Genomic DNA, 22,202 nt, shown 5'->3' with positions numbered 1-22,202 from the left:
CCTCCACCCTAGGGTTCGGGTCGGACACCCGGGTGCGCCTAGTCTGCTCCCTGTGGAGGAACGCAGCGGGACCCGGGGTGGGGGCAGCCGTCCGTCCGGAGGGTTCGTCGTCGGACGTGTCGCTGGTGCGCCCGTCGTCGTCGACGCGTGGTGGCCGTTCGGGGCGCTCGCGCTCGCCGCGGTCTACGTGCCGACCGCGACACGGGTCGCCCACCCGCTCGACGGGCTCGCGGCGGTCAGTCTGCCGACGGGCGCGGTCGTCGCGCTCATGACCGTGGCGTTCGTCGTCCTCCTGCTCGGCTCGGTCGCGCTCCACGAGGTCGCGCACGCGCTCGTCGCGCGGGGGCACGGCCATGCCGTGCGGTCCGTGACGCTCACCGCCTGGGGCGGCCGCACGACGTACGATCCGCGCGGCACGACGCCGCGCAGCCACCTGCTCACCGCCCTCGCGGGTCCGGCCGTCAACGTCGCGCTCGCCCTCGCGCTCGGCGGTCTCGCGGCCGCGCTCGGCACGACGGCGACGACCGCAGGGGGCTTCGTCGTCGTCCAGGTGTTTCTCGCGGGTGCTGGGGCGAACGGTGTCGTCGCCGTCGTCAACCTCGTGCCCGCGCTGCCCTACGACGGCGGTGCGGCTCTCGAGGCCGTCGTGTGGCGGCTCACCCGGGATCGTGCGACCGCGACGCGCGTCGCAGCGGCGAGCGGGTACGGCATCGCGGTCGCGATCGTCGCGGTCCTCGTCGCGTGGTGGCTGCTCGCGCGGAGCTCGCCGCCCCCGCCCGTCCTCGTGTGGGGCCTCGTCCTCGCGGTGCTCGTCTGGCACGGAGCCGGCCGCGCTGCCGCGTCCGCCGTGCCGGCGGCGCGGGTGGCGACGCTCGACCCGGCGAAGCTCGTGCGTCCCGTCACGGTCGTCGCGCCGGACGCGACGATTGACGACGCGCTCTCGACGCTCCTCGCGGACGGGGTGCGTGCGGTCGTCGTGCCCGACGCCCTCGGCCGCCCGATCGCGTGGGCCGACGGCGCCGCGCTCGCCGAGCGTCGCGAGGGTCACGTGCTCGAGGTCGCGACCGCGCTCGCGCCAGCGGCTCCCGTCGACGCGTCCCTCACGGGGCTCGACCTCTTCGACGCGGTCCGTGCGGTCGCGGACGCTCCGGTGATCGTCGCCGTGCGCCACGGGCGCGTCGTCGGGCTCATCGTCGTCGCGGAGGTCGTCGCGGCGCTCCGCGCGCCCTCGCGCCGGACGCCGCGCAGCGATCGGCCGCAGGACAACTAGACTCCTGCCTCGTGACCGACGCGAACCCCACCCCGACCGAGATCCCCGCCACGACTGACGACGCCACGCCCCGCGCGCTCGTCCGCCCCGTCGCGGATCCCGCGGTGGAGGCCACGGGAGCGGCCGTCCGCCGCGGCCCCTTCCGCGCGGGCGAGCGAGTCCAGCTCACTGACCCTAAGGGCAAGCTCCACACGGTCGTCCTCAAGGTGGGCGGCCAGTTCCACACGCACCGCGGCTACTTCCGCCACGACGACGTCATCGGTGCTCCCGAGGGTTCGGTCGTCATGACGACCTCGGGAGTCGAGTACCTTGCGCTCCGTCCTTTGCTGAGTGATTACACGCTCTCGATGCCGCGGGGCGCGGCGGTCGTCTACCCCAAGGACGCGGGCCAGATCGTCGCGATGGCGGACATCTTCCCGGGTGCGCGCGTCATCGAGGCGGGTGTCGGCTCGGGTGCGCTCACGCTCTCGCTCCTGCGCGCCGTCGGCGACTCCGGATCGGTCCACTCGATCGAGCGGCGCGAGGACTTCGCACAGATCGCGCGTGGCAACGTCGAGCAGTTCTTCGGCGGGCCGCACCCCGCGTGGTCGCTCACGGTCGGCGACCTCGCGCCGACGCTCCCGCTCGTCGTGGGGCCGGGCGAGGTCGACCGCGTCGTCCTCGACATGCTCGCGCCGTGGGAGAACATCGACGAGGTCCACACAGCACTCACGCCCGGGGGCGTGCTCGTCTGCTATGTCGCGACGACGACGCAGCTCTCGCGGCTCGCGGAGGACCTGCGCTCGCACGGTGGTTTCGGTGAGCCCGAGGCCTTCGAGACGATGATCCGCGGCTGGCACCTCGAGGGGCTCGCGGTGCGCCCCAACCACCGCATGGTCGGGCACACCGGCTTCCTCCTCACGGCGCGCCGCATGGCGGACGGCGTCGAGGCGCCCGAGCGCAAGCGACGCCCGTCGAAGGGCTACACGCCCGCGACGACCGACGATTGGTCGCCCGAGGACGTCGGCGAGCGTCCCGTCTCGGACAAGAAGATCCGTCGCGTCCGTCGCGATGTGGGACGCGGGCCCGACGCCGAGGACTGAGCACTAGGGTCGGACGGAGAGGGTCGCTGCCCGGCGGCCCGTGCCCTGCAGGAGGTGCGACGATGACCGAGCCCGGCCGCCCCGACGACCAGCTCGCGCTGCTCGCCGCGCGCAACGATCGTCTCGTCGACGCCCTTACTCGGGCGCGCGAGCAGATCGTCACGCTCAACGCCCAGCTCGAGGACCTCGCGCGCCCGCCGGGCACGTTCTGCGTCTTCGTCGAGGCCGTCGACGCGTCGTCGGTGGTCGTCCTCCAGCAGGGACGCAAGATGCACCTCGGCGTCGGGCCGGGCATCGACACGGCGGTGCTGCGCCCGGGTCAGGAGCTCGCGCTCAACGAGGCGATGGTCGTCGTCTCCGCGGGTGGTTACGAGCCGGTCGGCGAGGTCGTCACCGTCAAGGACACGCTCGACGACGGGCGTCTCGTCGTCGTCGGACGCTCGGACGACGAGCGCGTGGTGCGCGCCGCAGGCTCCCTCGAGGGAGTGCGTGTGCGCGTGGGTGACACGCTCGTCGCGGACACGCGTACGGCGTTCGTCTTCGAGGTCGTGCCGCGGGCCGAGGTCTCCGAGCTCGTGCTCGAGGAGGTGCCGGACATCTCCTACGAGGACATCGGCGGGCTCGCCTCGCAGATCGAGACGATCCGCGACTCGGTTGAGCTGCCGTTCGACCACCCTGACCTCTACCGCGAGCACGGGCTGCGCCCGCCCAAAGGCGTCCTGCTCTACGGACCCCCCGGCTGCGGCAAGACGCTCATCGCCAAGGCGGTCGCGGCGTCGCTCGCGCGACTCGTCGCGGCGCGCGAGGGCGGTGGCGAGGTCCGCTCGTACTTCCTCAACATCAAGGGCCCCGAGCTCCTCAACAAGTACGTGGGGGAGACGGAGCGGCACATCCGTTCGATCTTCGCGCGGGCCCGCGAGAAGGCCACCGAGGGCGCTCCCGTCGTCGTGTTCTTCGACGAGATGGAGTCGCTCTTCCGCACGCGCGGCACGGGCGTGTCCTCCGACGTCGAGACGACGATCGTCCCGCAGCTCCTTGCCGAGATCGACGGCGTCGAGCGGCTCGACAACGTCATCGTCATTGGCGCGTCGAACCGCGAGGACATGATCGACCCGGCGATCCTGCGGCCCGGGCGGCTCGACGTGAAGATCCGTGTCGAGCGTCCGGACGCCGAGGGCGCGCGCGAGATCTTCGGCAAGTACCTCACCCCGGACCTGCCGCTCCACGCGGACGACCTCGCCGAGCACGGTGGTGACGCGGCCGCGACCGTCACGGGGATGATCCAGCGCACCGTCGAGCGCATGTACGCGACCGACGACGCGAACCGCTTCATCGAGGTGACGTACGCGAGCGGCGACAAGGAGGTCCTCTACTTCCGGGACTTCGCGTCGGGCGCCATGATCCAGAACGTCGTCGACCGCGCGAAGAAGCACGCGATCAAGGACCTGCTCGCCTCGGGCGAGCGCGGTCTGCGCGTCGACCACCTGCTGCGTTCGCTTGGCGAGGAGCTCCGGGAGAACGAGGACCTGCCGTCGACGACGAACCCTGACGACTGGGCGCGGGTGTCCGGACGCAAGGGCGAGCGGATCGTCTTCATCCGAACGATCGTCCAGGACGAGAAGCAGGGCACCGAGAACCAGGCCCGCCCCGTCGAGGCGACGAGCCCGACGGGCCAATACCTCTGAGCACGCCGAAGGGCAGGTCGCACGTGGGAGTCACGCGCGTCGTCGGGATCGAGACCGAGTACGGGGTCGTGTCCCCGGGCAACCCCGGGGCCAACGCGATCCTCATGTCGTCGCAGGTCGTCAACGCGTACCGGGCGCTCGCCGAGCTGCCGCGGCCGCCGCGCTGGGACTACCTCGACGAGGACCCGCTCGCGGACGCCCGCGGCTTCCACCTCGAGCGGGCGGCGGCGCACCCGTCGCTGCTCACCGACGACCCGTCGCGGCCGGCGCCGTCGGGCGACGTCCCTGCCGGTGACGCGGACGCGGGCGACTCCGTCGTCGCAGGTCCGGTGACGGGCATCGCGCGGCCGACGACGCCGCTCTACGACGACCCCAGCACGTCGAACGCGATCCTCACGAACGGCGCGCGCCTTTACGTCGACCACGCGCACCCCGAGTACTCGGCGCCTGAGGTCCTCACGCCGCGCGAGGCCGTCGTGTGGGACGTCGCCGGCGAGCGAGTCATGCTGCGCGCGGCGCGCGAGCTCGCGTCCGCGGGCATCGACGTCGACCTCTACAAGAACAACGGCGACGGCAAGGGTGCGAGCTACGGCACGCACGAGAACTTCCTCGTCGACCGCGCGGTGCCGTTCGACACCCTCGTCGACGTCCTCACGCCGTTCTTCGTCACGCGGCAGGTCGTCGTCGGCTCGGGTCGCGTCGGCCTCGGCCAGCACGGCGAGGAGGCGGGGTTCCAGCTCTCCCAGCGCGCGGACTTCATGGAGGCCGAGGTCGGCCTCGAGACGACGCTGCGACGCCCCATCATCAACACGCGCGACGAGCCGCACGCGGACCGCGAGCGGTGGCGCAGGCTCCACGTCATCATCGGCGACGCGAACCTCCTCGAGACCGCGACACTGCTGAAGATCGGCACGGCGAGCCTCGTGCTCGCGGTCGCCGAGAACCTCCACCGGCTCGGCCCCGCGACGGCGCGCCTCGCGGACCTGCAGCTGTGCGACCCTGTCGACGACGTGCGCACGGTGAGCCGTGACCTCGAGCTCGGGACGCCGCTGCGCCTGCGCACGGGTGGCACGGCGACGGCGCTCGAGGTGCAGCGTGCGTACCTCGCGGCGGCGCACGAGGTCGCGCACGTCGACGGGCCGCCGGACGCTGCGACACGCGAGATCCTCGACCGGTGGGAGGACGTCCTCGACCGGCTTGGGCGGTCGCTCGCGGAGTGCGCGCGGGATGTCGAGTGGGTCGCGAAGCACCGGCTCCTCGACCGCATGCGTGAACGTGAGGGGCTCGGCTGGGGGAGCCCGCGGCTCGCGGCGTTCGACCTTCAGTGGGCAGACGTCCGGCCCGAGCGGGGCGTCTACCAGAGGCTGCTCGCCGCGGGTGCGCTCGACCGGGTGACGACGGAGGCCGAGGTCACGGACGCCGTGCACCACCCTCCGGTGAGCACGCGCGCGTACTTCCGCGGGGAGGTCGTCGCGCGCTTCGGGCCGCACCTCGACGCGGCGAGCTGGGACTCGGTCGTCCTCGACGTCCCCGGTGCGCCCGCGCTGCAGCGCGTGCCGATGCTCGACCCCCACAAGGGGACGCGGGCGCAGGTCGGGCCGCTGTTCGACGCGTACGGCGACGACGTCGGCGCGTTCCTCGCGGCGCTCCTCGCGTAGCGGACGCACGCCCGCGGGGACCCCCACCTGTGGTGAGATGGGACGAGCAACGATCCGCGCGCACGCAGGAGGAACTCTTGTCCGGTCAGGAACGCGTCAGCAGGCCCCACGACCCGGCGGCGGACGACGCCCCGGCGCCCGCCGCGCCCCAGGTGCGCGCGCAGGACTCCGACGTCGACGCGCTGCTCGACTCGATCGACGACGTCCTCGAGCAGAATGCCGAGAGCTTCGTGCGTGGCTTCGTCCAGAAGGGTGGCGAGTGATCCGCCGATGACCCAGGACCACGCCCGTCTCCCCGCGGCCTTCGGGCGTCCGGGCTCGTCGTCGTTCGTCGACTTCGTCGCCGAGCACGCCCCGCACCTGCTGCCGGGCTCGGCCGGTGGTGAAGGCATCGTCGAGGGCGTGCCGCATGGCACGACGATCGTCGCCGCGACGTTCGACGGTGGCGTCGTCATGGCGGGCGACCGCCGCGCGACGGCCGGGACGCACATCGCGAGCCGCGACATCGAGAAGGTCTTCCCGGCGGACGAGCACGCGGTCGTCGGCATCGCGGGCTCGGCCGGTCTCGCGCTCGAGCTCGTGCGTCTCTTCCAGCTCGAGCTCGAGCACTACGAGAAGATCGAGGGACGCCAGTTGTCGTTCGACGGCAAGGCGAACCGCCTCGCGACGATGCTTCGCTCGCAGCTCGGGCTCGCGCTGCGCGGGCTCGCGGTCGTGCCGCTCCTCGCGGGGCTCGACCCGGAGGTCGGGCGCGGCCGCATCGTCTCCTACGACGTCACGGGCGGCCGTTACGAGGAGCAGGACCACCACGCGGTGGGCTCGGGCGCGGCGTACGCGCGCGGCTCCCTCAAGAAGCGCTGGCGGCGTGGGCTCGGCGGTGACGCCGCGGTGCGCGTCGTCGTCGAGGCGCTCGTTGACGCGGCCGACGACGACTCTGCGACGGGCGGCCCTGACGCACTGCGCGACATCTGGCCCGTCGTCGTCCTCGTCACACCAGCGGGTGCCGTGCGGGTGAGCGACGACGTCCTCGCGTCCGTCACGGGAGCCGTCCTCACCGAGCGGCGGGAGGCCCGCGCATGAGCATGCCGTTCTACGTCTCGCCCGAGCAGCTCATGAAGGACCGCGCGGACTTCGCCCGCAAGGGCATCGCGCGCGGCCGGTCGGTCGTCGTCGTCGGCTACGACGACGGCATCGCGTTCGCGACGGTCAACGCCTCGCGGGCGCTCCACAAGGTCTCGGAGATCTACGACCGGATCGCGTTCGCGGCGGTCGGCAAGTACAACGAGTTCGAGCAGCTGCGCGTCGCCGGCATCCGGTACGCGGACCTCCGCGGCTATTCCTACGACCGGTCCGACGTCCGTGCCCGCGGTCTCGCGAACGCGTACGCGCAGACGATCGGTGCGGCGTTCACGACGGACTCCAAGCCGCTCGAGGTCGAGCTCGTCGTCGCGGAGGTCGGCGCGAGCGCGTCCGAGGACGCGCTCTACCGGCTCTCCTACGACGGCTCGGTCGCGGACCTGCGCGACCACGTTGTCCTCGGCGGTGACGCGGAGACCCTGGGCGCGGCGGTGGCCGAGCGCTGGCGGCCCGGTCTCACGCTCGGTGAGGTGCTGCGGCTCGCGGCCGAGGTTCTCGCGCACGGCGACGAGCAGCGTTCGGTCCCGGCCGAGGACCTCGAGGTCGCGGTGCTCGACCGCACGCGCGCGCGTCGGGCGTTCCGACGCGTCGAGAACCGAGAGCTCGCGACGCTCCTCGGCGTCGCGACGGACGAGGGGACGGACGCGTGAGGGACACCCGCCGGATCTTCGGCCTCGAGACGGAGTACGGCGTGACCTTCGCGGCGACGGGGGAGCGCACACTCTCGGCCGACGAGGTCGCGCGCCAGATGTTTCGGAAGGTCGTCGCGTGGGGCAGATCGTCGAACGTCTTCCTCACGAACGGTTCGCGGCTCTACCTCGACGTCGGCTCGCACCCCGAGTACGCGACCGCCGAGTGCGACTCGGTGCGTCAGCTCGTCACGTACGACCGCGGCGGCGATCGCATCGTCGAGGATCTCGTCGCCGAGGCGCAGGAGCACCTCGATGCCGAGGGCGTCGCGGGTCGGGTGCACCTCTTCAAGAACAACTCGGACTCGGCAGGCAACTCCTTCGGCAGTCACGAGAACTATCTGGTGCGGCGCGGCCCGGACTTCCAGCGGCTCACGGAGCAGCTCGTGCCGTTCCTCATCACGCGGCAGGTGCTCACGGGCGCGGGCCGCATCGAGGTGACGCCCCGCGGCGCGTCGTTCCAGCTCTCGCAGCGCGCCGACCACATGTGGGAGGCGGTGTCGTCCGCGACGACGCGCTCGCGACCCATCATCAACACCCGGGACGAGCCTCACGCGGACGCCGAGCTCTTCCGCCGGCTCCACGTCATCGTCGGTGACTCCTCGATGGCGGAGCCGACGACGTTCCTCAAGATCGGCTCGACGGACCTCGTCCTGCGGCTCCTCGAGGCCCACGTCCACCTGCGTGACCTCACGCTCGAGAACCCGGTGCGCGCGATCCGTGAGATCAGCCGGGACATCACGGGGCGCGCCCCCGTGACGCTCGCGAACGGCCGGGTCGTCACGGCGATCGACGTCCAGGAGGAGTACCTCACGCGCGTGCTCGCGTTCCTCGACGAGCACGGCGCGTCGGCCGAGGACCACGAGGTCGTCGACCTGTGGCGCCGCGGCATCGAGGCGTTGCGGGCGGGCGACATGACGAGCGTCGAGACCGAGCTCGACTGGGTCGTCAAGCACCGGCTCGTCGAGCGCTACCGGGCGCGGCACGGGCTCGGGCTCGCGGACCCGCGCGTCCAGCGGCTCGATCTCGCGTACCACGACGTCTCCCGGACCGACGGCCTCCTCACGAAGCTCCAGGACGCGGGCCTCGTGCGGCGTCTCACGAGCGAGGCCGAGGTCCTCGAGTCCGTCTCGGTCCCACCGTCGACGACGCGTGCGCGGCTGCGGGGCGACTTCGTGCGCGCGGCTCAGGACGCACGCCGTGACTACACGGTCGACTGGGTGCACCTCAAGCTCAACGACGCCGCGCAGCGCACCGTCCTCTGCAAGGATCCGTTCACGAGCGTCGACGAGCGCGTCGACCGTCTCATCGCCTCGATGTGAGGCCGGCCGGGGCCCCGCCCCTGCCCGCACGACAGGAGCATCCGACCGTGACCACCCCTCACCGGCACCGACCGCTGCGGCGCGCTGCGGCGCTCGCCGTGGCGACGTGCGTGGCGAGCCTCGGGCTCGCCGCGTGCACGGACAAGCCGACCGCACCTGAGACGCCGGCGCCGGTCGTCGCGGTGAGCGGCGAGTTCGGAGGCGTCCCGACGCTCACGTACACTCCGCCGCTGACATTCCCGGACCGTCGCAGCGCGGTCGTGTGGGAGGGGGACGGGCCAGCGCTCACCGACGGTTCGACGGTGCTCCTCGACCTGCTCGCCCAGGACGCGTCCGATGGCAGCTCGGTCATGAACACGCACGACACGCTCCCTGAGGTCTACACGTTCGACGAGACGATCCTGGGTCCGTCGCTCTACGACCTGCTCGACGGGCACCGGGCCGGCGCGCGACTCCTTCTCACGGAGACGTCGAACAGCACACCGCTCGCGCTCGTCGTCGACGTCCTCGCGGGCCGCGCGGCGGGCGAGCCCGTCCCGAATGACGACGCGGCGCTGCCCACCGTGACGCTCGGCACGGACGGCGCTCCGACCGTCACGGTGCCCCAGGACACGGACCCCCCGGCGTCCGTCGTCGTCCGGACGCTCGTGCGCGGTGACCGCGACCAGGTGACCGACGGCCAGACGGTCATCGTCCAGTACACGGCCGTCGCCTGGTCGACGGGCGAGATCATCGACACGACGTGGTCGCGCGTGCGTGCGCCGTTCGTCACGCTCGTCGGCGACTCCAAGCCAGTCGCGGCTTGGAATCAGGGACTCATCGAGCAGCGCGTGGGCTCGCAGGTGCTCATCGTGGCGCCGCCGTCCGCCGCGTACGGGGGAACGGCGTCGCCGTGGGCCGACGAGACGGTCATCTACGTCGTCGACATCCTCCACGCGAGTACCCTTGTCGCGCCCGACGTCGAGAAGCAGGACAGCGACGAGGCGACCGACGAGGCGACCGACGACAGCAAGTAGCCGAGCTGAGGAGAACCATGAGTGTGTCCGTGCGGGTCATCCCGTGCCTCGATGTCGATGCTGGCCGTGTCGTCAAGGGCGTGAACTTCGAGAACCTGCGCGACGCGGGCGACCCTGTCGAGCTTGCGCGCCGCTACGACGCGGAGGGTGCGGACGAGATCACGTTCCTCGACGTCTCGGCGTCGTCGGGCAACCGCGAGACGACGTACGACGTCGTGCGGCGCACGGCCGAGGAGGTTTTCGTGCCGCTCACGGTCGGCGGCGGGGTGCGGTCGGTCGAGGACGTCGACCGGCTGCTGCGGGCGGGTGCGGACAAGGTCGGTGTCAACACGGCGGCGATCGCGCGGCCCGAGCTCCTCTCGGAGATCGCGGACCGGTTCGGCTCGCAGGTGCTCGTCGTGTCCGTCGACGCGCGGCGCTGCCCCGACGGCACGGTGACGGACTCCGGCTTCGAGGTGACGACGCACGGCGGACGGCGGGGCACGGGCCTCGACGCGGTCGCGTGGGCGGCGCGTGCCGCTGAGCTCGGGGCTGGTGAGGTGCTGCTCAACTCGATGGACGCGGACGGCACGAACGCGGGCTTCGACCTCGAGATGCTTTCGGACGTCCGGTCTCTCGTCGCGGTGCCGCTCATCGCGTCGGGCGGTGCAGGCACGGCCCACCACTTCACGGAGGCTGCTCTGGCGGGCGCGGACGCCGTGCTCGCGGCGAGCGTCTTCCACTTCGGCACTCTGACGATCAACGAGGTCAAGGACGACATGCGGCGCGCGGGCCTCGCGGTTCGCTGAGGACCGACGGCGACGGGGCGGGCACCGACCGGTGCCCGCCCCGTCGTCGTCGGTGGGTCAGGACGAGGGGACGAACCGCTCGAGGGTCGCGAGGTCATCGTCGGAGCCGACGATCTTCACGAGCGCGCGTGCTCCACGGCCGTGCGTGTGGAGCGCGAGCTCGCCCACAGCACCGGTGACGACGACGGTGCCCCGGTCATCCTTGGGTCGGTGGACGAGTGCGCGCCGGCCGTCGTCGAGCACGTGGACGACGCCGACGGGGCAACGGTGCAGGAGCAGCGGGGCCATGCGTCGCACGGCCTGCCAGAGGGCGTCCTCCTCGGCGGGGTCGAGCTCGCGTGCGACGGGAGGGGGCGCGGGCTCGTCGTCGGACGCGCGACGGACGTCCTCGCCGTGGACGAAGAACTCGACGAGGTTGATCGCGTCGCCAGCGAGCGCGCGCGGGCTCCAGGCGGCGGGCGCGGCAGCCCAGCGGTCGACCGTGTCGTGGTAGGTCGACGGGTCGTCACACGCGGCGACGGCCTCGTCGAACGTCGCGGCCGTCCGCCGGCCGATGGGGCCGGGCACGGCCTGAAGAATCGTCCACGGCGCGAGCTCACGCTGCGCGAGGTGGACCGCGAGGTGGCGGGTCCGCCAGCCGTCGCACAGGGGGGGCGCGTCGGGACCCGCCTCGTGGAGGAGGGACGCCAGGGTTTCGCGCTCGTGCTGGTGCCAGGTCATGGGTTCATCGTGGCACGTCTCGGATGCCCGCGTGAGTGTCGGTGCCGCGTGCGAGGATGTCACGGTCCCCACCCCGACGAGCCCGGACGGACCTGTGACCTCGACGACCAACCCGCGCCGCCCCGTCGCGCTCACGGGCTCACGACTGCGACGCTCTCTCGCGCTCATGGGTCGTGGTCTGCGTGCGCAACCCTGGCTGTACACGTGGACGATCGCCGTGTCGGCGCTCGCGGGTGTCCTCACGGTCGAGATCTCGACGCGGCTGGGGCGTGCGACCGACGAGGTCGTCGTGCCGGCGCTCACGGGAGCACCAACGACCTCGGCGACGGTGTGGCTCGGCGTCGCGGGGCTCGCGCTCGTCGCTGTCCTCAACGCGGTCGCGGTCGCGGGGCGACGCATCGGCGCGGGCATGGGGTACGCACGGCTCGGTGCCGAGCACCGCCGCAACCTCGCGCACAGGTACCTCGAGCTTCCCGTCGCATGGCACCGGGGTCGTCCGACGGGTCGGCTGCTCGCGCACGTGAGCTCGGATGCGGAGGCGGCGACCGGCGTGTTCAACCCGCTGCCGTTCGCGCTCGGTGTGGCGCTCATGCTCGTCGTTGCGGCGGTGCGTCTCGTGACGGTCGACCCCTGGCTCGCGGCGGCGGCGTTCGCGGTGCTGCCGGCCGTCATGGTCGTCAACGCGGTGTTCCAGCGGCGAATGTCCCCGGCGGTGACGGAGGCGCAGCGGCTCCGTGGCGACGTCTCGGACGTCGCTCACGAGAGCTTCTCGGCGGCGCTCCTCGTGAAGTCGCTCGGCACGGAGGCGCGCGAGGAGGCGCGCTTCGCGCGAGTCGCTGACGCGTCTCGCGCGGCGAACGTACAGGTGGGGCGGGTCCGTGCGGTCTTCGACCCGGTGATCGAGCTGCTGCCGTCGCTCGGTACGCTGCTCGTCCTCGGCGTCGGGGTGTGGCGTGCGTCGGTCGGTGACGTCGGTGCGGGTGACGTCGTCGCGGCCGCGTACCTGCTCACGCTGCTCGCGATCCCGGTGCGGGCGTTCGGCTGGGTGCTCGGCGAGCTGCCGCGCGGTCTCGTCGGGCACGAACGGATCGCCGGGGTCCTCGACGCTCCGGAGGAGATCGTGCCCGGCTCGGGTGCGCTGGCTGGCTCCGGCCCGCTCGGCGTCCGGGTCGAGGGCGTCGGACTCGAGGTCGTGGGGCCGGACGGCCCGCTCACGCTGCTCGACGACGTGACTCTCGACGTCGCGCCCGGGGCGACGGTCGCGGTCGTCGGTGCGACGGGCGCGGGGAAGTCGACGCTCGTCGCGCTCCTCGCACGGCTCTCGGACCCGTCGCGCGGCACCGTGCGCCTGGACGGGACGGACGTGCGATCGCTCGCGCCCGAGGCGCTTGCGGGAGCGGTGGCGTACGTGTCGCAGTCGACGTTCGTCTTCGAGGACTCGGTGCGGGCGAACGTCACGCTCATGGACGACGACGAGCCGGGGGCGCCGTCGGACGAGGAGATCTGGGACGCGCTCGAGCGCGCCCATGTCGCGGACACGGTCCGCGCGCTGCCCGACGGGCTCGACGCCCGGCTCGGGGAGCGTGGCTCGAACCTCTCGGGCGGCCAGCGGCAGCGGCTCGCGATCGCTCGTGCGCTCGTGCGCCGCCCGCGGCTCCTCGTCCTCGACGACGCGACGAGCGCGCTCGACCCGCGCGTCGAGAGGGACATCCTTCTCGGCCTCGGTGAGCGCGGCGGTCCGACGGTTGTCATCGTCGCCTACCGGGCGGCAAGCATCGCGCTCGCGAGCTCCGTCGTGCACGTCGACGCCGGGCGCGTCGTCGACGTCGGCACGCATGCTGAGCTGCTCGCACGCGACGAGGGCTACGCGCGGCTCGCGACCGCGTATGCGCGGGAGACATCGCGCAGGGCGGACGAGGCCGCCGCGGCGGGCGTCGAGGAGGAGCGATGAGCGTGCACGAGGACAGGTCGCCGCGCGCGGCCGTGACGGACGCCGCAGGACGGATCGCGACCGCGAGCTCTCTCGGGGTGCTCGGGACGCTCCGCGCGGGAGTGCGTGTCTCGCCCGAGCTCGTGACGGGGCTCAGGCTCACGCTCCTGCTCGCGGTGCTCGCCGCGATCGGACGCATCGTCGTGCCGGTCGCGGTCCAGCAGTCGATCGACACGGGGCTGCTCGCCGAGGGTGGCGTCGACGCGGGCCGGGTCGGGGTTCTCGTCGCGGCCGCCGCCCTCGTTCTCGTGCTCGCAGGGACGTGCTCGGCCCTCGTCAACGTGCGGCTCGTGCGACGCACCGAGGCCGGTCTGGCGACGCTGCGCGTCAAGGCGTTCCGGCACGTCCACGACCTCTCGGTGCTGTCGCAAGACTCGGAACGCCGGGGCGCGCTCGTCTCCCGCGTGACGAGCGACGTCGACACGATCTCGATGTTCGTCCAGTGGGGCGGCATCATGCTGCTCGTCTCGACGATGCAGCTGACGGTCGCGACGGTCCTCATGGCGGTCTACTCGTGGCAGTTGACGCTCCTCGTGTGGGCGTGCTTCGTCCCGCTCGCACTCGTCCTGCCGCGCCTCCAGCGCGGGGTGAACCGGGCGTTTGCTGAGGTCCGCGCGGCGATGGGCGGCGTGCTCGGCACGGTGTCGGAGGCGGTGCTCGGCGCGGAGACGATCAGGGCTCACGCGGCCCAGGCACGCACCCGCCGGCGTGTCGACGCCGCGGTCGCCGGGCACCGCGATGCGCAGGTCCGTGCGCAGGTGCGGGTCGCGTCGGTGTTCTCGGGCGGGATGCTCGTGAGTAACCTCGTGCTCGTCGCGGTCGTCGTCGCGGGGACCTTCCTCGGTATGGCGGGCGAGGTCTCGCTCGGACGCCTGCTCGCGTTCCTCTTCCTCGTCCAGCTCTTCACGGGTCCGGTCCAGCTCGCGACGGAGGTCCTCAACGAGCTTCAGAACGCGGTCGCCGGATGGCGTCGGGTCCTCGCGGTCCTTGAGACACCGGTGACGGTCGCAGACCCGCCCGACGGCGAGGTCTCACCGCGCGGTCCGGCGACGGTCGAGCTCCGCGGGGTGTCCTACGCGTACCCGGACGGCCCGACGGTGCTCGAAGCAGTGGACCTCACGCTCCCTCCGCGCACCCGGGTGGCCGTCGTCGGGCGCACGGGCTCGGGCAAGACGACGCTCGCGAAGCTCGTCGCGCGGCTCATGGACCCGAGCGAGGGCCAGATCCTCCTCGACGGCACCGACCTGCGTCGGCTGCGGAGCGCGAACCTGCGCGCGCGGGTCGTGCTCGTGCCGCAGGAGGGCTTCCTCTTCGATGGGACGCTTGCCGAGAACATCGCGTACGGGGCGCGTGACCTCGCGCCGGGTCAGGACGTCCGCCCGCTCGTCGAGGACGCGGTCGTGGCGCTGGGTCTCTCGGACTGGGTCGCGGACCGTCCCGGCGGTCTCGACGCGCCGGTCGGGCAGCGGGGCGAGGCGCTGTCGGCGGGGGGGCGACAGCTCGTCGCGCTCGCCCGCGCGTACCTCGCGCAGGCAGACCTTCTCGTGCTCGACGAGGCGACGAGCGCCGTGGACCCAGCGACCGAGGTGCGCGTCGCGCGGGCGTTCGAGCAGCTCGCGGCGGGGCGGTCGACGGTGACGATCGCGCACCGGCTCTCGACGGCGGAGGCCGCGGACCTCGTCGTCGTCGTCGATGCGGGGAGGGTCGTCGAGGTGGGTCACCACGCGGAGCTCGTCGCGGGCGGGGGCGTGTACGCGCGGATGCACGCGGCGTGGATCGCCCAGACACGGTGAGCGGGTGCGTGGGATGATCCCTCGCGTGACCGAAGACTCCACTGCCGCACCCCAGCTCGACGCCGCCGTCGCGAGCCGTCTCAAGCGCGACGACGCTGGCCTCGTCGCCGCGATCGTCCAGCAGCACGACACGGGTGACGTGCTCATGCTCGGCTGGATGGACGACGAGGCGCTGCGCCGGACGCTCACGGAGGGCCGGGTGACGTTTTGGTCGCGGTCGCGGCAGGAGTACTGGCGCAAGGGCGACACGTCGGGCCACGTCCAGCTTGTGCGTTCGGTCGCGCTCGACTGCGACGGCGACGCTCTTCTCGTCCGCGTCGAGCAGGTCGGTGCGGCGTGCCACACCGGCACGCGCACGTGTTTCGAGGCTGGCGGGGACCTCGGTGCGGTCGTCGGGGGCGCGGCATGAGCGCCGTGCAGGGCCCCGGCGACCAGCTCGCCTGGGGTGCGACCTGGCCGGCCCGGGAGGACTTTGTGGCGCTCGCCGCGGAGCACCACCGGGTCATCCCGGTCGTGCGGCGTCTGCTCGTCGACGACGTCACGCCGGTCTCGCTCTACCGCACCCTCGCGGCGGGTGAGCCGGGCACGTTCATCATGGAGTCCGCGCCGATCGGCGGCGGCTGGTCGCGCTGGTCGTTCGTCGGGGTGCGGTCGCGCGCGACCCTCACGGTCGACGGTGACGACGCGCGCTGGCTCGGCGACGTCCCCGAGGGGGTGCCGACGCACGGCGACGTGCTCGACGTCCTGGGGCGCACGCTCGAGGTGCTCGCGACCCCGCGCATCGAGGGGCTGCCGCCGTTCACGGGTGGCCTGGCGGGCTCGCTCGGCTGGGACGTCGTCCGGCACTGGGAGCCGACGCTCGTGCGGTCGACGCCGACCGAGGTCGACGTCCCGGAGGTCGCGCTGTGCCTCGCGTCGGACGTCGCGGCGGTCGATCACCTCACCGGCTCGGTGTGGCTCGTCGCCAACGCGATCAACTATGACGCGACGGACGAGCGCGTCGACGAGGCCTACGGAGACGCGCTCGCACGGCTCGACGCGATGGAGCGCAAGCTCGTCGAGGGGCGCGGCACGAGTGCCGAGGTACCGGTCGTCCTCGGCGAGGCACCCGAGCCGCAGCTCGAGTTCCGGACGGAGCGTGCGGACTTCGAGGCCGCGGTCGACGCGGCGAAGGTCGCGATCGTTGACGGCGAGGTCTTCCAGGTCGTCGTCTCGCAGCGGCTCGACCTCGACTGCCCGGCCTCGCCGCTCGACGTCTACCGGACGCTGCGGACGATCAACCCGAGCCCCTACATGTACTACTTCGAGCTCACGGACGCGGCGGGCGGCCGGTTCGCCGTCGTCGGCTCGAGTCCGGAGACGCTCGTGAGCGTCCAGGACGGCCGTGTGACGACGTTCCCCATCGCGGGCTCGCGGCCGCGTGGAGCGACGCCCGAGGAGGACGTGGCGCTCGAGAAGGAACTGCTCGCAGATCCCAAGGAACGCTCCGAGCACGTCATGCTCGTCGACCTCTCCCGCAACGATCTCGTCAAGGTGTGCGAGCCGACGTCGGTCGAGGTCGTCGAGCTCATGGCGGTGCGCCGCTTCAGCCACATCATGCACATCTGCTCGACGGTCGTCGGGCGGCTGCGGGAGGGCGCGACGGCGCTGCAGGCGTTCACGGCCACGTTCCCGGCGGGCACGCTCTCGGGCGCGCCGAAGCCGCGGGCGATTGCGCTCATCGATGAGCTCGAGCCGGCGGCGCGGGGTGTCTACGGCGGCTGCGTCGGCTACCTCGACCTCGCGGGCAACATGGACATGGCGATCGCGATCCGTACGGCGGTCGTGCGCGACGGACGAGCGAGCGTCCAGGCGGGCGCGGGGATCGTCGCAGACTCGGTCCCGGCGACCGAGTACGAGGAGACGCGGTCGAAGGCCGCGGCGGCGGTCCGGGCCGTCCAGCTCGCGTCGCGTCTTGTGCCGGTGCGTCGTGGCTGAGCGCGTGCGCGGCGCGTCGCGACGCACGACGGTGCTCGGCGCCGTCGTGCTCGGGACGGGTCTGCTCGCGGTGTCGGCGCCGGTGTGGATCTCCGCGACGGGGTCGAGCGCGCTGTCGTCGGCGGTCGAGGTCACGGTGACGGGCGGAACGGCCGCGCCGGGGGTCCAGGCGGCGGGCCTCGTCCTGCTCGCGGCGGCTGCGGCGGCGCTTCTCGTCGGGCGGCTCGGCGGTCTGGTCGTCGCCGGTGTCGTCGCTCTCGGTGGTGCGGTCGCGCTCGTCGCGTCGCTCCCGGTGCTGACGTCGCCCGCGGGGGCGGCACGTTCGGCGGCGTCCGCGGCGACGGGGGTCGACGTGCTTGTCACGGAGCCCCAGGTTGCGGCGGTCGCGTGGGCTGCTCCGGTGCTCGGTGTGCTTGCGCTCGTCGTCGCGGTCGCGGCGGCGCTCGGCGCAGGAGGGTGGCGCACGGGCTCGCGCCGGCACGAGCGTGCGAGCGCGCCGCGGGCTGCGTCCGCCGGCGCGGACGCAGCGCCCGATCTCGCCGACCTGTGGGACGCGCCCGAGGGTGACGAGCCGGACGTGGCCGACAACGGCTCGGAGCGGCGCTAACGGGTGACCTCCCGGGCTGACGTGACGACGTGAGCGCCGCCCGCGCGCTACCCTGTGCGCATGGCTGACAACATCTCGTCGGGTGCCTCGGAGCGCCTGTACCTCCCGCCCGCGGCCCCGAACGACAACCACGGGCACACGACGGCGTCGTGGACGCTCGTCGTCCTCGTCCTCATCGGTGTCGCGATCGCGGCCGGTGCGGTCGTCGCGTCGCTTCCGTGGCTCTTCTGGGTCGGCATGGGCGTCGTCGCACTCGGCGTCGTCTCCGGCAAGGTGCTCCAGGTCCTCGGTCACGGGCAGCCGTCCGAGGCCGAGCGCGCCCAGGCCTGACCCGGCCGGCCTCGCCGCTCCCTCGCCCAGGCGCACCCTGGGCCGATCTGGCGCAGCGTTCTCGTCGCGCGGTCGCCGTACCTCGGCGGCCGCGCGTCGTCGTTCCCCGTGCCGGGTTCCCGGCAGGCGGACGGTGGCGTGGACCACTCTCGAGCGGCCCTACGATGGAGCCAACATCAGCCGAGGGAAGGGGCAGACATGTCGGACGGACGGACCGTGCTCGACGACATCGTCGCGGGAGTCCGCGAGGACCTCGCCGCCCGCGAGGCGCTGACGACTCTCGACCAGCTCAAGGAGCGTGCCGCGCGTCAGCCCGGCGCGATCGACTGCGTGCCCCGCCTGCGGCTCGAGGACGGTGTCGCGGTCATCAGCGAGGTCAAGCGCTCGAGCCCGTCGAAGGGCGCGCTCGCGCAGATCTCCGATCCTGCGGCGCTCGCCGCGGAGTACGAGGCGGGTGGCGCCTCGGCGATCTCGGTGCTCACGGAGGAGCGACGCTTCAAGGGCACGCTCGCGGACCTCGCAGCTGTCCGTGCGCGCGTCGACGTCCCGGTGCTCCGGAAGGACTTCGTCGTCACGCCCTACCAGGTCTGGGAGGCGCGCGCCTTCGGCGCCGACATGGTCCTCCTCATCGTCGCGGCGCTCGAGCAGACGGTGCTCGAGTCGCTCACGGAGCGCATCCACTCGCTCGGCATGACCGCGCTCGTCGAGGTGCACGACGGCGAGGAGGTCGCCCGCGCGGCCGACGCAGGCGCGCGCGTCATCGGCGTCAACGCGCGCAACCTCAAAACGCTCGAGGTCGACCGGGAGACATTCTCCCGTGTCTCCCCGCTCATCCCTGACGGCATCGTGCGCATCGCCGAGTCCGGCGTGCGCGGCCCGCACGACGTCGTCGACTACGCCCGCGCAGGCGCGGATGCGGTGCTCGTGGGGGAGGCGCTCGTCACGGACGCGTCCCCGCGCGAGTCGGTCGCGGCTCTCGTCGCCGCAGGAACGCATCCGTCGGTGCGCGCGTTGCGCCACTGATCTCCCGTCCCGGCACCGCGCCGGAACGGCACGGCACGCTCCTGTGCCGAGCGGCCCCGGCCGCACCCGCCCCCGAGGAAGGATCCGACGTGCCCCCGTCGCTGCAGAACATGCCCGGCCCGTACTTCGGGGAGTTCGGTGGGCGATGGGTGCCTGAGGCTCTCATCGCGGCGCTCGACGACCTCAGCGCTGCCTACGCGTCCGCGAAGGTCGACCCCGCCTTCGAGGCGGAGCTCGCGGAGCTGCACCGCAGCTACTCGGGCCGTCCGTCGATCCTCACCGAGGTGCCGCGCTTCGCGGCGCACGCGGGCGGTGTCCGCATCATCCTCAAGCGTGAGGACCTCAACCACACGGGCTCGCACAAGATCAACAACGTGCTCGGCCAGGCGCTCCTCACGAAGCGCATCGGCAAAACGCGCGTCATCGCGGAGACGGGCGCAGGTCAGCACGGCGTGGCGTCCGCGACGGCCGCGGCGCTGTTCGACCTCGAGTGCGTCGTCTACATGGGTGAGGAGGACACGCGCCGGCAGGCGCTCAATGTCGCCCGGATGAAGCTCCTCGGCGCGACGGTCGTCCCGGTGACGTCGGGCTCGCGGACGCTCAAGGACGCGATTAACGAGGCGCTGCGCGACTGGGTGACGAACGTCGAGTCGACGAACTACCTCTTCGGCACGGCTGCGGGCCCGCACCCGTTCCCCGCGCTCGTGCGTGACTTCCAGCGGATCATCGGCGTCGAGGCACGCGAGCAGGTGCTCGCGCTCACGGGCCGTCTCCCGGACGCCGTGCTCGCGTGCGTCGGCGGCGGCTCGAACGCGATCGGCATCTTCGACGCGTTCCTCGACGACGCCGACGTGCGGCTCCTCGGCCTCGAAGCCGGCGGTGAGGGCGTCGAGTCCGGCCGGCACGCGTCGTCGATCACGGGGGGCGCCCCGGGCGTCCTCCACGGTGCGCGCTCGTTCCTGCTCCAGGACGAGGACGGCCAGACGAAGGACTCGCACTCGATCTCCGCGGGGCTCGACTACCCGGGTGTCGGCCCGGAGCACTCCTACCTCGCGAGCATCGGGCGCGCCCAGTACGAGCCCGTGACGGACGCGGAGGCCATGGAAGCGCTCCGGCTCCTCTCGCGCACGGAGGGCATTATCCCGGCGATCGAGTCCGCGCACGCTCTTGCGGGCGCACTCCGCCTGGGGCGGGAGCTCGCGGAGCAGGGGAGGACCGACTCGATCCTCCTCGTCAACCTGTCCGGCCGCGGCGACAAGGACGTGGCGACGGCGGCACGGTGGTTCGACCTCGTCGACGCCGACGCCGATCTCACCGAGGGAGGGGCGCAGTGAGTGCGACCGCACGACGGATCTCCGAGCTGCGCGCCGAGGGGCGCCCTGCGCTCATCGGCTACCTGCCGGTCGGCTTCCCGACGGTCGACGGATCGCTCCGCGCTGCGCGGGCGCTCGTCGAGGCGGGCGCCGACATCCTCGAGATCGGGGTGCCGTACTCAGACCCCGTCATGGACGGTTCGACGATCCAGGCGGCCGCGGTGCGCGCGCTCGACGGCGGGGTGCGCCTTACGGATGTCTTCCGGGTCGTCGAGGGCGTGGCCGACCTCGGGGCACCTGCGCTCGTCATGACGTACTTCAACCCGGTGCTGCGCTACGGCGTCGAGCGCTTCGCGGCGGATCTCGCGTCGGCGGGCGGTGCGGGGCTCATCACCCCGGACCTCGTTCCTGAGGAAGCCTCGGAGTGGATCTCGGCGGCCGACGCTCACGGGCTCGACAAGGTCTTCCTCGTCGCCCCGAGTTCGACGGACGCGCGTCTTGCCTCGACGGCGGCCGCGTCGCGAGGCTTCGTGTACGCGGCCTCGACGATGGGCGTCACGGGCGAGCGGGCGACGGTGGGCCCGCGGGCCGCGGAGCTCGTCGCACGGACGCGGGCCGCTGGCGCTGAGAACGTCTGCGTCGGGCTCGGCGTCTCCCGTGCGGAGCAGGCTGCCGAGGTCGGCGGGTACGCCGACGGTGTCATCGTCGGTTCCGCCTTCGTGCGGCCCCTGCTTGAGGCGTCGTCGGAGGACGAGGGCATCGCCGCGATGACGGCGGTCGCCCGGTCGATCGCGGGCGGCGTCCGCGCGGCCCGGACCGGCGGGGCGGCGTGAGCCTCGCTGGTGCGCTCGTCGCCTCGATCCCGTCGCCGTCCCGCGGCGTGTGGCACCTCGGCCCGTTGCCGTTGCGCGCGTACGCGCTCGCGATCATCCTCGGGATCGTCGTCGCGACGTGGCTGACGATGCGCCGGTGGAAGGAGCGTGGGGGAGACCCGGACCAGGTGCTCGACATCGTCATGTGGGCGGTGCCGTTCGGCATCGTCGGCGGTCGTATCTACCACGTCATCAGCTCCCCGGACGCGTACTGGGGGCCAGGCGGCGACCCGGTGTCGGCGCTCTACATCTGGAACGGTGGCCTCGGCATCTGGGGGGCGATCGCCCTCGGTGCGGTCGGAGCCTACATCGGCTGCCGGCGTGCTGGCGTGTCGTTCGCGGTGTTCGCGGACGCGGTCGCCCCGGGGCTGCTCGTCGCTCAGGCGATCGGCCGACTCGGCAACTGGTTCAACCAGGAGCTCTTCGGGGCCGTGACGACGCTTCCGTGGGGGCTCGAGATCGACACTGCGATCTCGGGCTATCCGGCGGGCACGCTCTTCCACCCGACGTTCCTCTACGAGCTCCTATGGAACCTCGGTGCTGCCGCGCTGCTGCTGTGGCTCGACCGTCGCTTCAGGCTCGGCCACGGTCGAGTGTTCTGGCTCTACGTCGTCACGTACACGCTCGGTCGGGTGTGGATCGAGATGCTCCGCATCGACGACGCCGAGCTCGTCCTGGGCCTGCGCCTCAACGTCTGGACGTCGCTCGCGACGCTCCTCCTCGGCGCGGTCGCGTTCGCCGTCGTGAGCCGGAGGCATCCGGTGCGGGAGACGAGCGTCCTCGCCGGCGGTTCTGTTGACGGCGCGGACGCTGCCGACGCTTCGTCCGACGACGTGACATAGGGTCGAGCCTCGCTGCCCCGTTGTCCCGGGGCCTCGCGCCCGGGGTCACGTGGGCGCCTCCGTGGACCCTCGTCCCCTTGTCCTGAGG

Annotated in this window: 21 protein-coding genes; 20 read left to right on the top strand and 1 reads right to left on the bottom strand. The window is 72.7% G+C overall.

Translation table 11 applies throughout. The features are described from left to right. Positions 1–52 precede the first annotated feature (52 nt). The 10 genes from C1729_RS04080 to hisF all read left to right on the top strand — a co-directional run bounded on the left by C1729_RS04080 (position 53) and on the right by hisF (position 10,647). Entirely contained in the window at positions 53–1,270 is a 1,218-nt protein-coding gene (locus tag C1729_RS04080; protein WP_102508818.1) for a site-2 protease family protein, read from the top strand. A gap of 104 nt (positions 1,271–1,374) precedes the next feature. Continuing rightward, complete coding sequence (locus C1729_RS04075) at positions 1,375–2,352, top strand: tRNA (adenine-N1)-methyltransferase (protein ID WP_242493873.1); 978 nt, start codon at positions 1,375–1,377, stop codon at positions 2,350–2,352. Between the two features lie 62 nt (positions 2,353–2,414). After that, complete coding sequence (gene arc, locus C1729_RS04070; RefSeq protein WP_102508817.1) at positions 2,415–4,037, top strand: proteasome ATPase; 1,623 nt, start codon at positions 2,415–2,417, stop codon at positions 4,035–4,037. A gap of 23 nt (positions 4,038–4,060) precedes the next feature. Further along, positions 4,061–5,695, top strand: coding sequence for a depupylase/deamidase Dop (dop, locus tag C1729_RS04065; protein WP_102508816.1), 1,635 nt, complete (start codon positions 4,061–4,063; stop codon positions 5,693–5,695). 77 nt (positions 5,696–5,772) lie between these two features. Then, entirely contained in the window at positions 5,773–5,958 is a 186-nt protein-coding gene (locus C1729_RS04060; protein WP_102508815.1) for a ubiquitin-like protein Pup, read from the top strand. A gap of 7 nt (positions 5,959–5,965) precedes the next feature. After that, positions 5,966–6,775, top strand: a complete 810-nt coding sequence (gene prcB, locus C1729_RS04055; RefSeq protein WP_102508814.1) for a proteasome subunit beta — start codon at positions 5,966–5,968, stop codon at positions 6,773–6,775. Beyond that, positions 6,772–7,482, top strand: a complete 711-nt coding sequence (prcA, locus tag C1729_RS04050; RefSeq protein WP_102508813.1) for a proteasome subunit alpha — start codon at positions 6,772–6,774, stop codon at positions 7,480–7,482. Before prcB ends, prcA begins: the two co-directional genes overlap by 4 nt. After that, positions 7,479–8,843 carry a Pup--protein ligase gene (pafA, locus tag C1729_RS04045; protein ID WP_102508812.1) on the top strand — a complete coding sequence of 455 codons (1,365 nt, stop codon included), beginning with the start codon at positions 7,479–7,481 and terminating at the stop codon, positions 8,841–8,843. Before prcA ends, pafA begins: the two co-directional genes overlap by 4 nt. Before the next feature lie 47 nt (positions 8,844–8,890). Next, positions 8,891–9,859: an FKBP-type peptidyl-prolyl cis-trans isomerase gene (locus tag C1729_RS04040; RefSeq protein WP_102508811.1), complete on the top strand. Its 969-nt coding sequence runs from the start codon at positions 8,891–8,893 to the stop codon at positions 9,857–9,859. A 17-nt stretch (positions 9,860–9,876) separates the two neighbouring features. Further along, a complete protein-coding gene (gene hisF, locus C1729_RS04035) occupies positions 9,877–10,647 on the top strand; it encodes an imidazole glycerol phosphate synthase subunit HisF (RefSeq protein WP_102508810.1) in 771 nt (256 codons plus the stop codon). 57 nt (positions 10,648–10,704) lie between these two features. Here the strand turns inward: hisF and C1729_RS04030 are convergent, their stop codons facing one another. After that, positions 10,705–11,367: a TIGR03085 family metal-binding protein gene (locus tag C1729_RS04030; protein WP_102508809.1), complete on the bottom strand. Its 663-nt coding sequence runs from the start codon at positions 11,365–11,367 to the stop codon at positions 10,705–10,707. Positions 11,368–11,533: 166 nt separating this feature from the next. On the opposite strand from C1729_RS04030, the gene C1729_RS04025 reads away from it, so the two are divergent. The 10 genes from C1729_RS04025 to lgt all read left to right on the top strand — a co-directional run bounded on the left by C1729_RS04025 (position 11,534) and on the right by lgt (position 22,114). Beyond that, positions 11,534–13,318 carry an ABC transporter ATP-binding protein gene (locus C1729_RS04025; RefSeq protein WP_102510503.1) on the top strand — a complete coding sequence of 595 codons (1,785 nt, stop codon included), beginning with the start codon at positions 11,534–11,536 and terminating at the stop codon, positions 13,316–13,318. Continuing rightward, complete coding sequence (locus tag C1729_RS04020; RefSeq protein ID WP_102508808.1) at positions 13,315–15,150, top strand: ABC transporter ATP-binding protein; 1,836 nt, start codon at positions 13,315–13,317, stop codon at positions 15,148–15,150. Before C1729_RS04025 ends, C1729_RS04020 begins: the two co-directional genes overlap by 4 nt. Positions 15,151–15,175: 25 nt before the next feature. After that, positions 15,176–15,559 carry a phosphoribosyl-AMP cyclohydrolase gene (hisI, locus tag C1729_RS04015; RefSeq protein ID WP_422917638.1) on the top strand — a complete coding sequence of 128 codons (384 nt, stop codon included), beginning with the start codon at positions 15,176–15,178 and terminating at the stop codon, positions 15,557–15,559. After that, positions 15,556–17,127 carry an anthranilate synthase component I gene (locus tag C1729_RS04010; RefSeq protein WP_102508806.1) on the top strand — a complete coding sequence of 524 codons (1,572 nt, stop codon included), beginning with the start codon at positions 15,556–15,558 and terminating at the stop codon, positions 17,125–17,127. The genes hisI and C1729_RS04010 overlap by 4 nt, the downstream gene beginning before the upstream one ends. Further along, complete coding sequence (locus C1729_RS04005; protein WP_165375412.1) at positions 17,120–17,734, top strand: Trp biosynthesis-associated membrane protein; 615 nt, start codon at positions 17,120–17,122, stop codon at positions 17,732–17,734. The genes C1729_RS04010 and C1729_RS04005 overlap by 8 nt, the downstream gene beginning before the upstream one ends. 60 nt (positions 17,735–17,794) lie before the next feature. Beyond that, positions 17,795–18,064 carry an HGxxPAAW family protein gene (locus C1729_RS04000; RefSeq protein WP_102508804.1) on the top strand — a complete coding sequence of 90 codons (270 nt, stop codon included), beginning with the start codon at positions 17,795–17,797 and terminating at the stop codon, positions 18,062–18,064. Positions 18,065–18,262: 198 nt separating this feature from the next. Next, a complete protein-coding gene (gene trpC, locus C1729_RS03995; RefSeq protein WP_102508803.1) occupies positions 18,263–19,087 on the top strand; it encodes an indole-3-glycerol phosphate synthase TrpC in 825 nt (274 codons plus the stop codon). A gap of 110 nt (positions 19,088–19,197) precedes the next feature. Continuing rightward, a complete protein-coding gene (gene trpB / locus C1729_RS03990; RefSeq protein ID WP_102510502.1) occupies positions 19,198–20,421 on the top strand; it encodes a tryptophan synthase subunit beta in 1,224 nt (407 codons plus the stop codon). Further along, on the top strand, positions 20,418–21,233 hold the full coding sequence (gene trpA / locus C1729_RS03985) for a tryptophan synthase subunit alpha (protein WP_102508802.1): 816 nt from the start codon (positions 20,418–20,420) through the stop codon (positions 21,231–21,233). Before trpB ends, trpA begins: the two co-directional genes overlap by 4 nt. Continuing rightward, entirely contained in the window at positions 21,230–22,114 is an 885-nt protein-coding gene (gene lgt, locus C1729_RS03980; protein WP_102508801.1) for a prolipoprotein diacylglyceryl transferase, read from the top strand. The genes trpA and lgt overlap by 4 nt, the downstream gene beginning before the upstream one ends. The last annotated feature ends 88 nt before the right edge of the window (positions 22,115–22,202 follow it).

The sequence above is a fragment of the Sanguibacter massiliensis genome (assembly GCF_900240335.1).
GTDB lineage: Bacteria > Actinomycetota > Actinomycetes > Actinomycetales > Cellulomonadaceae > Flavimobilis > Flavimobilis massiliensis.
This window is presented reverse-complemented; position numbering and strand designations above follow the sequence as displayed.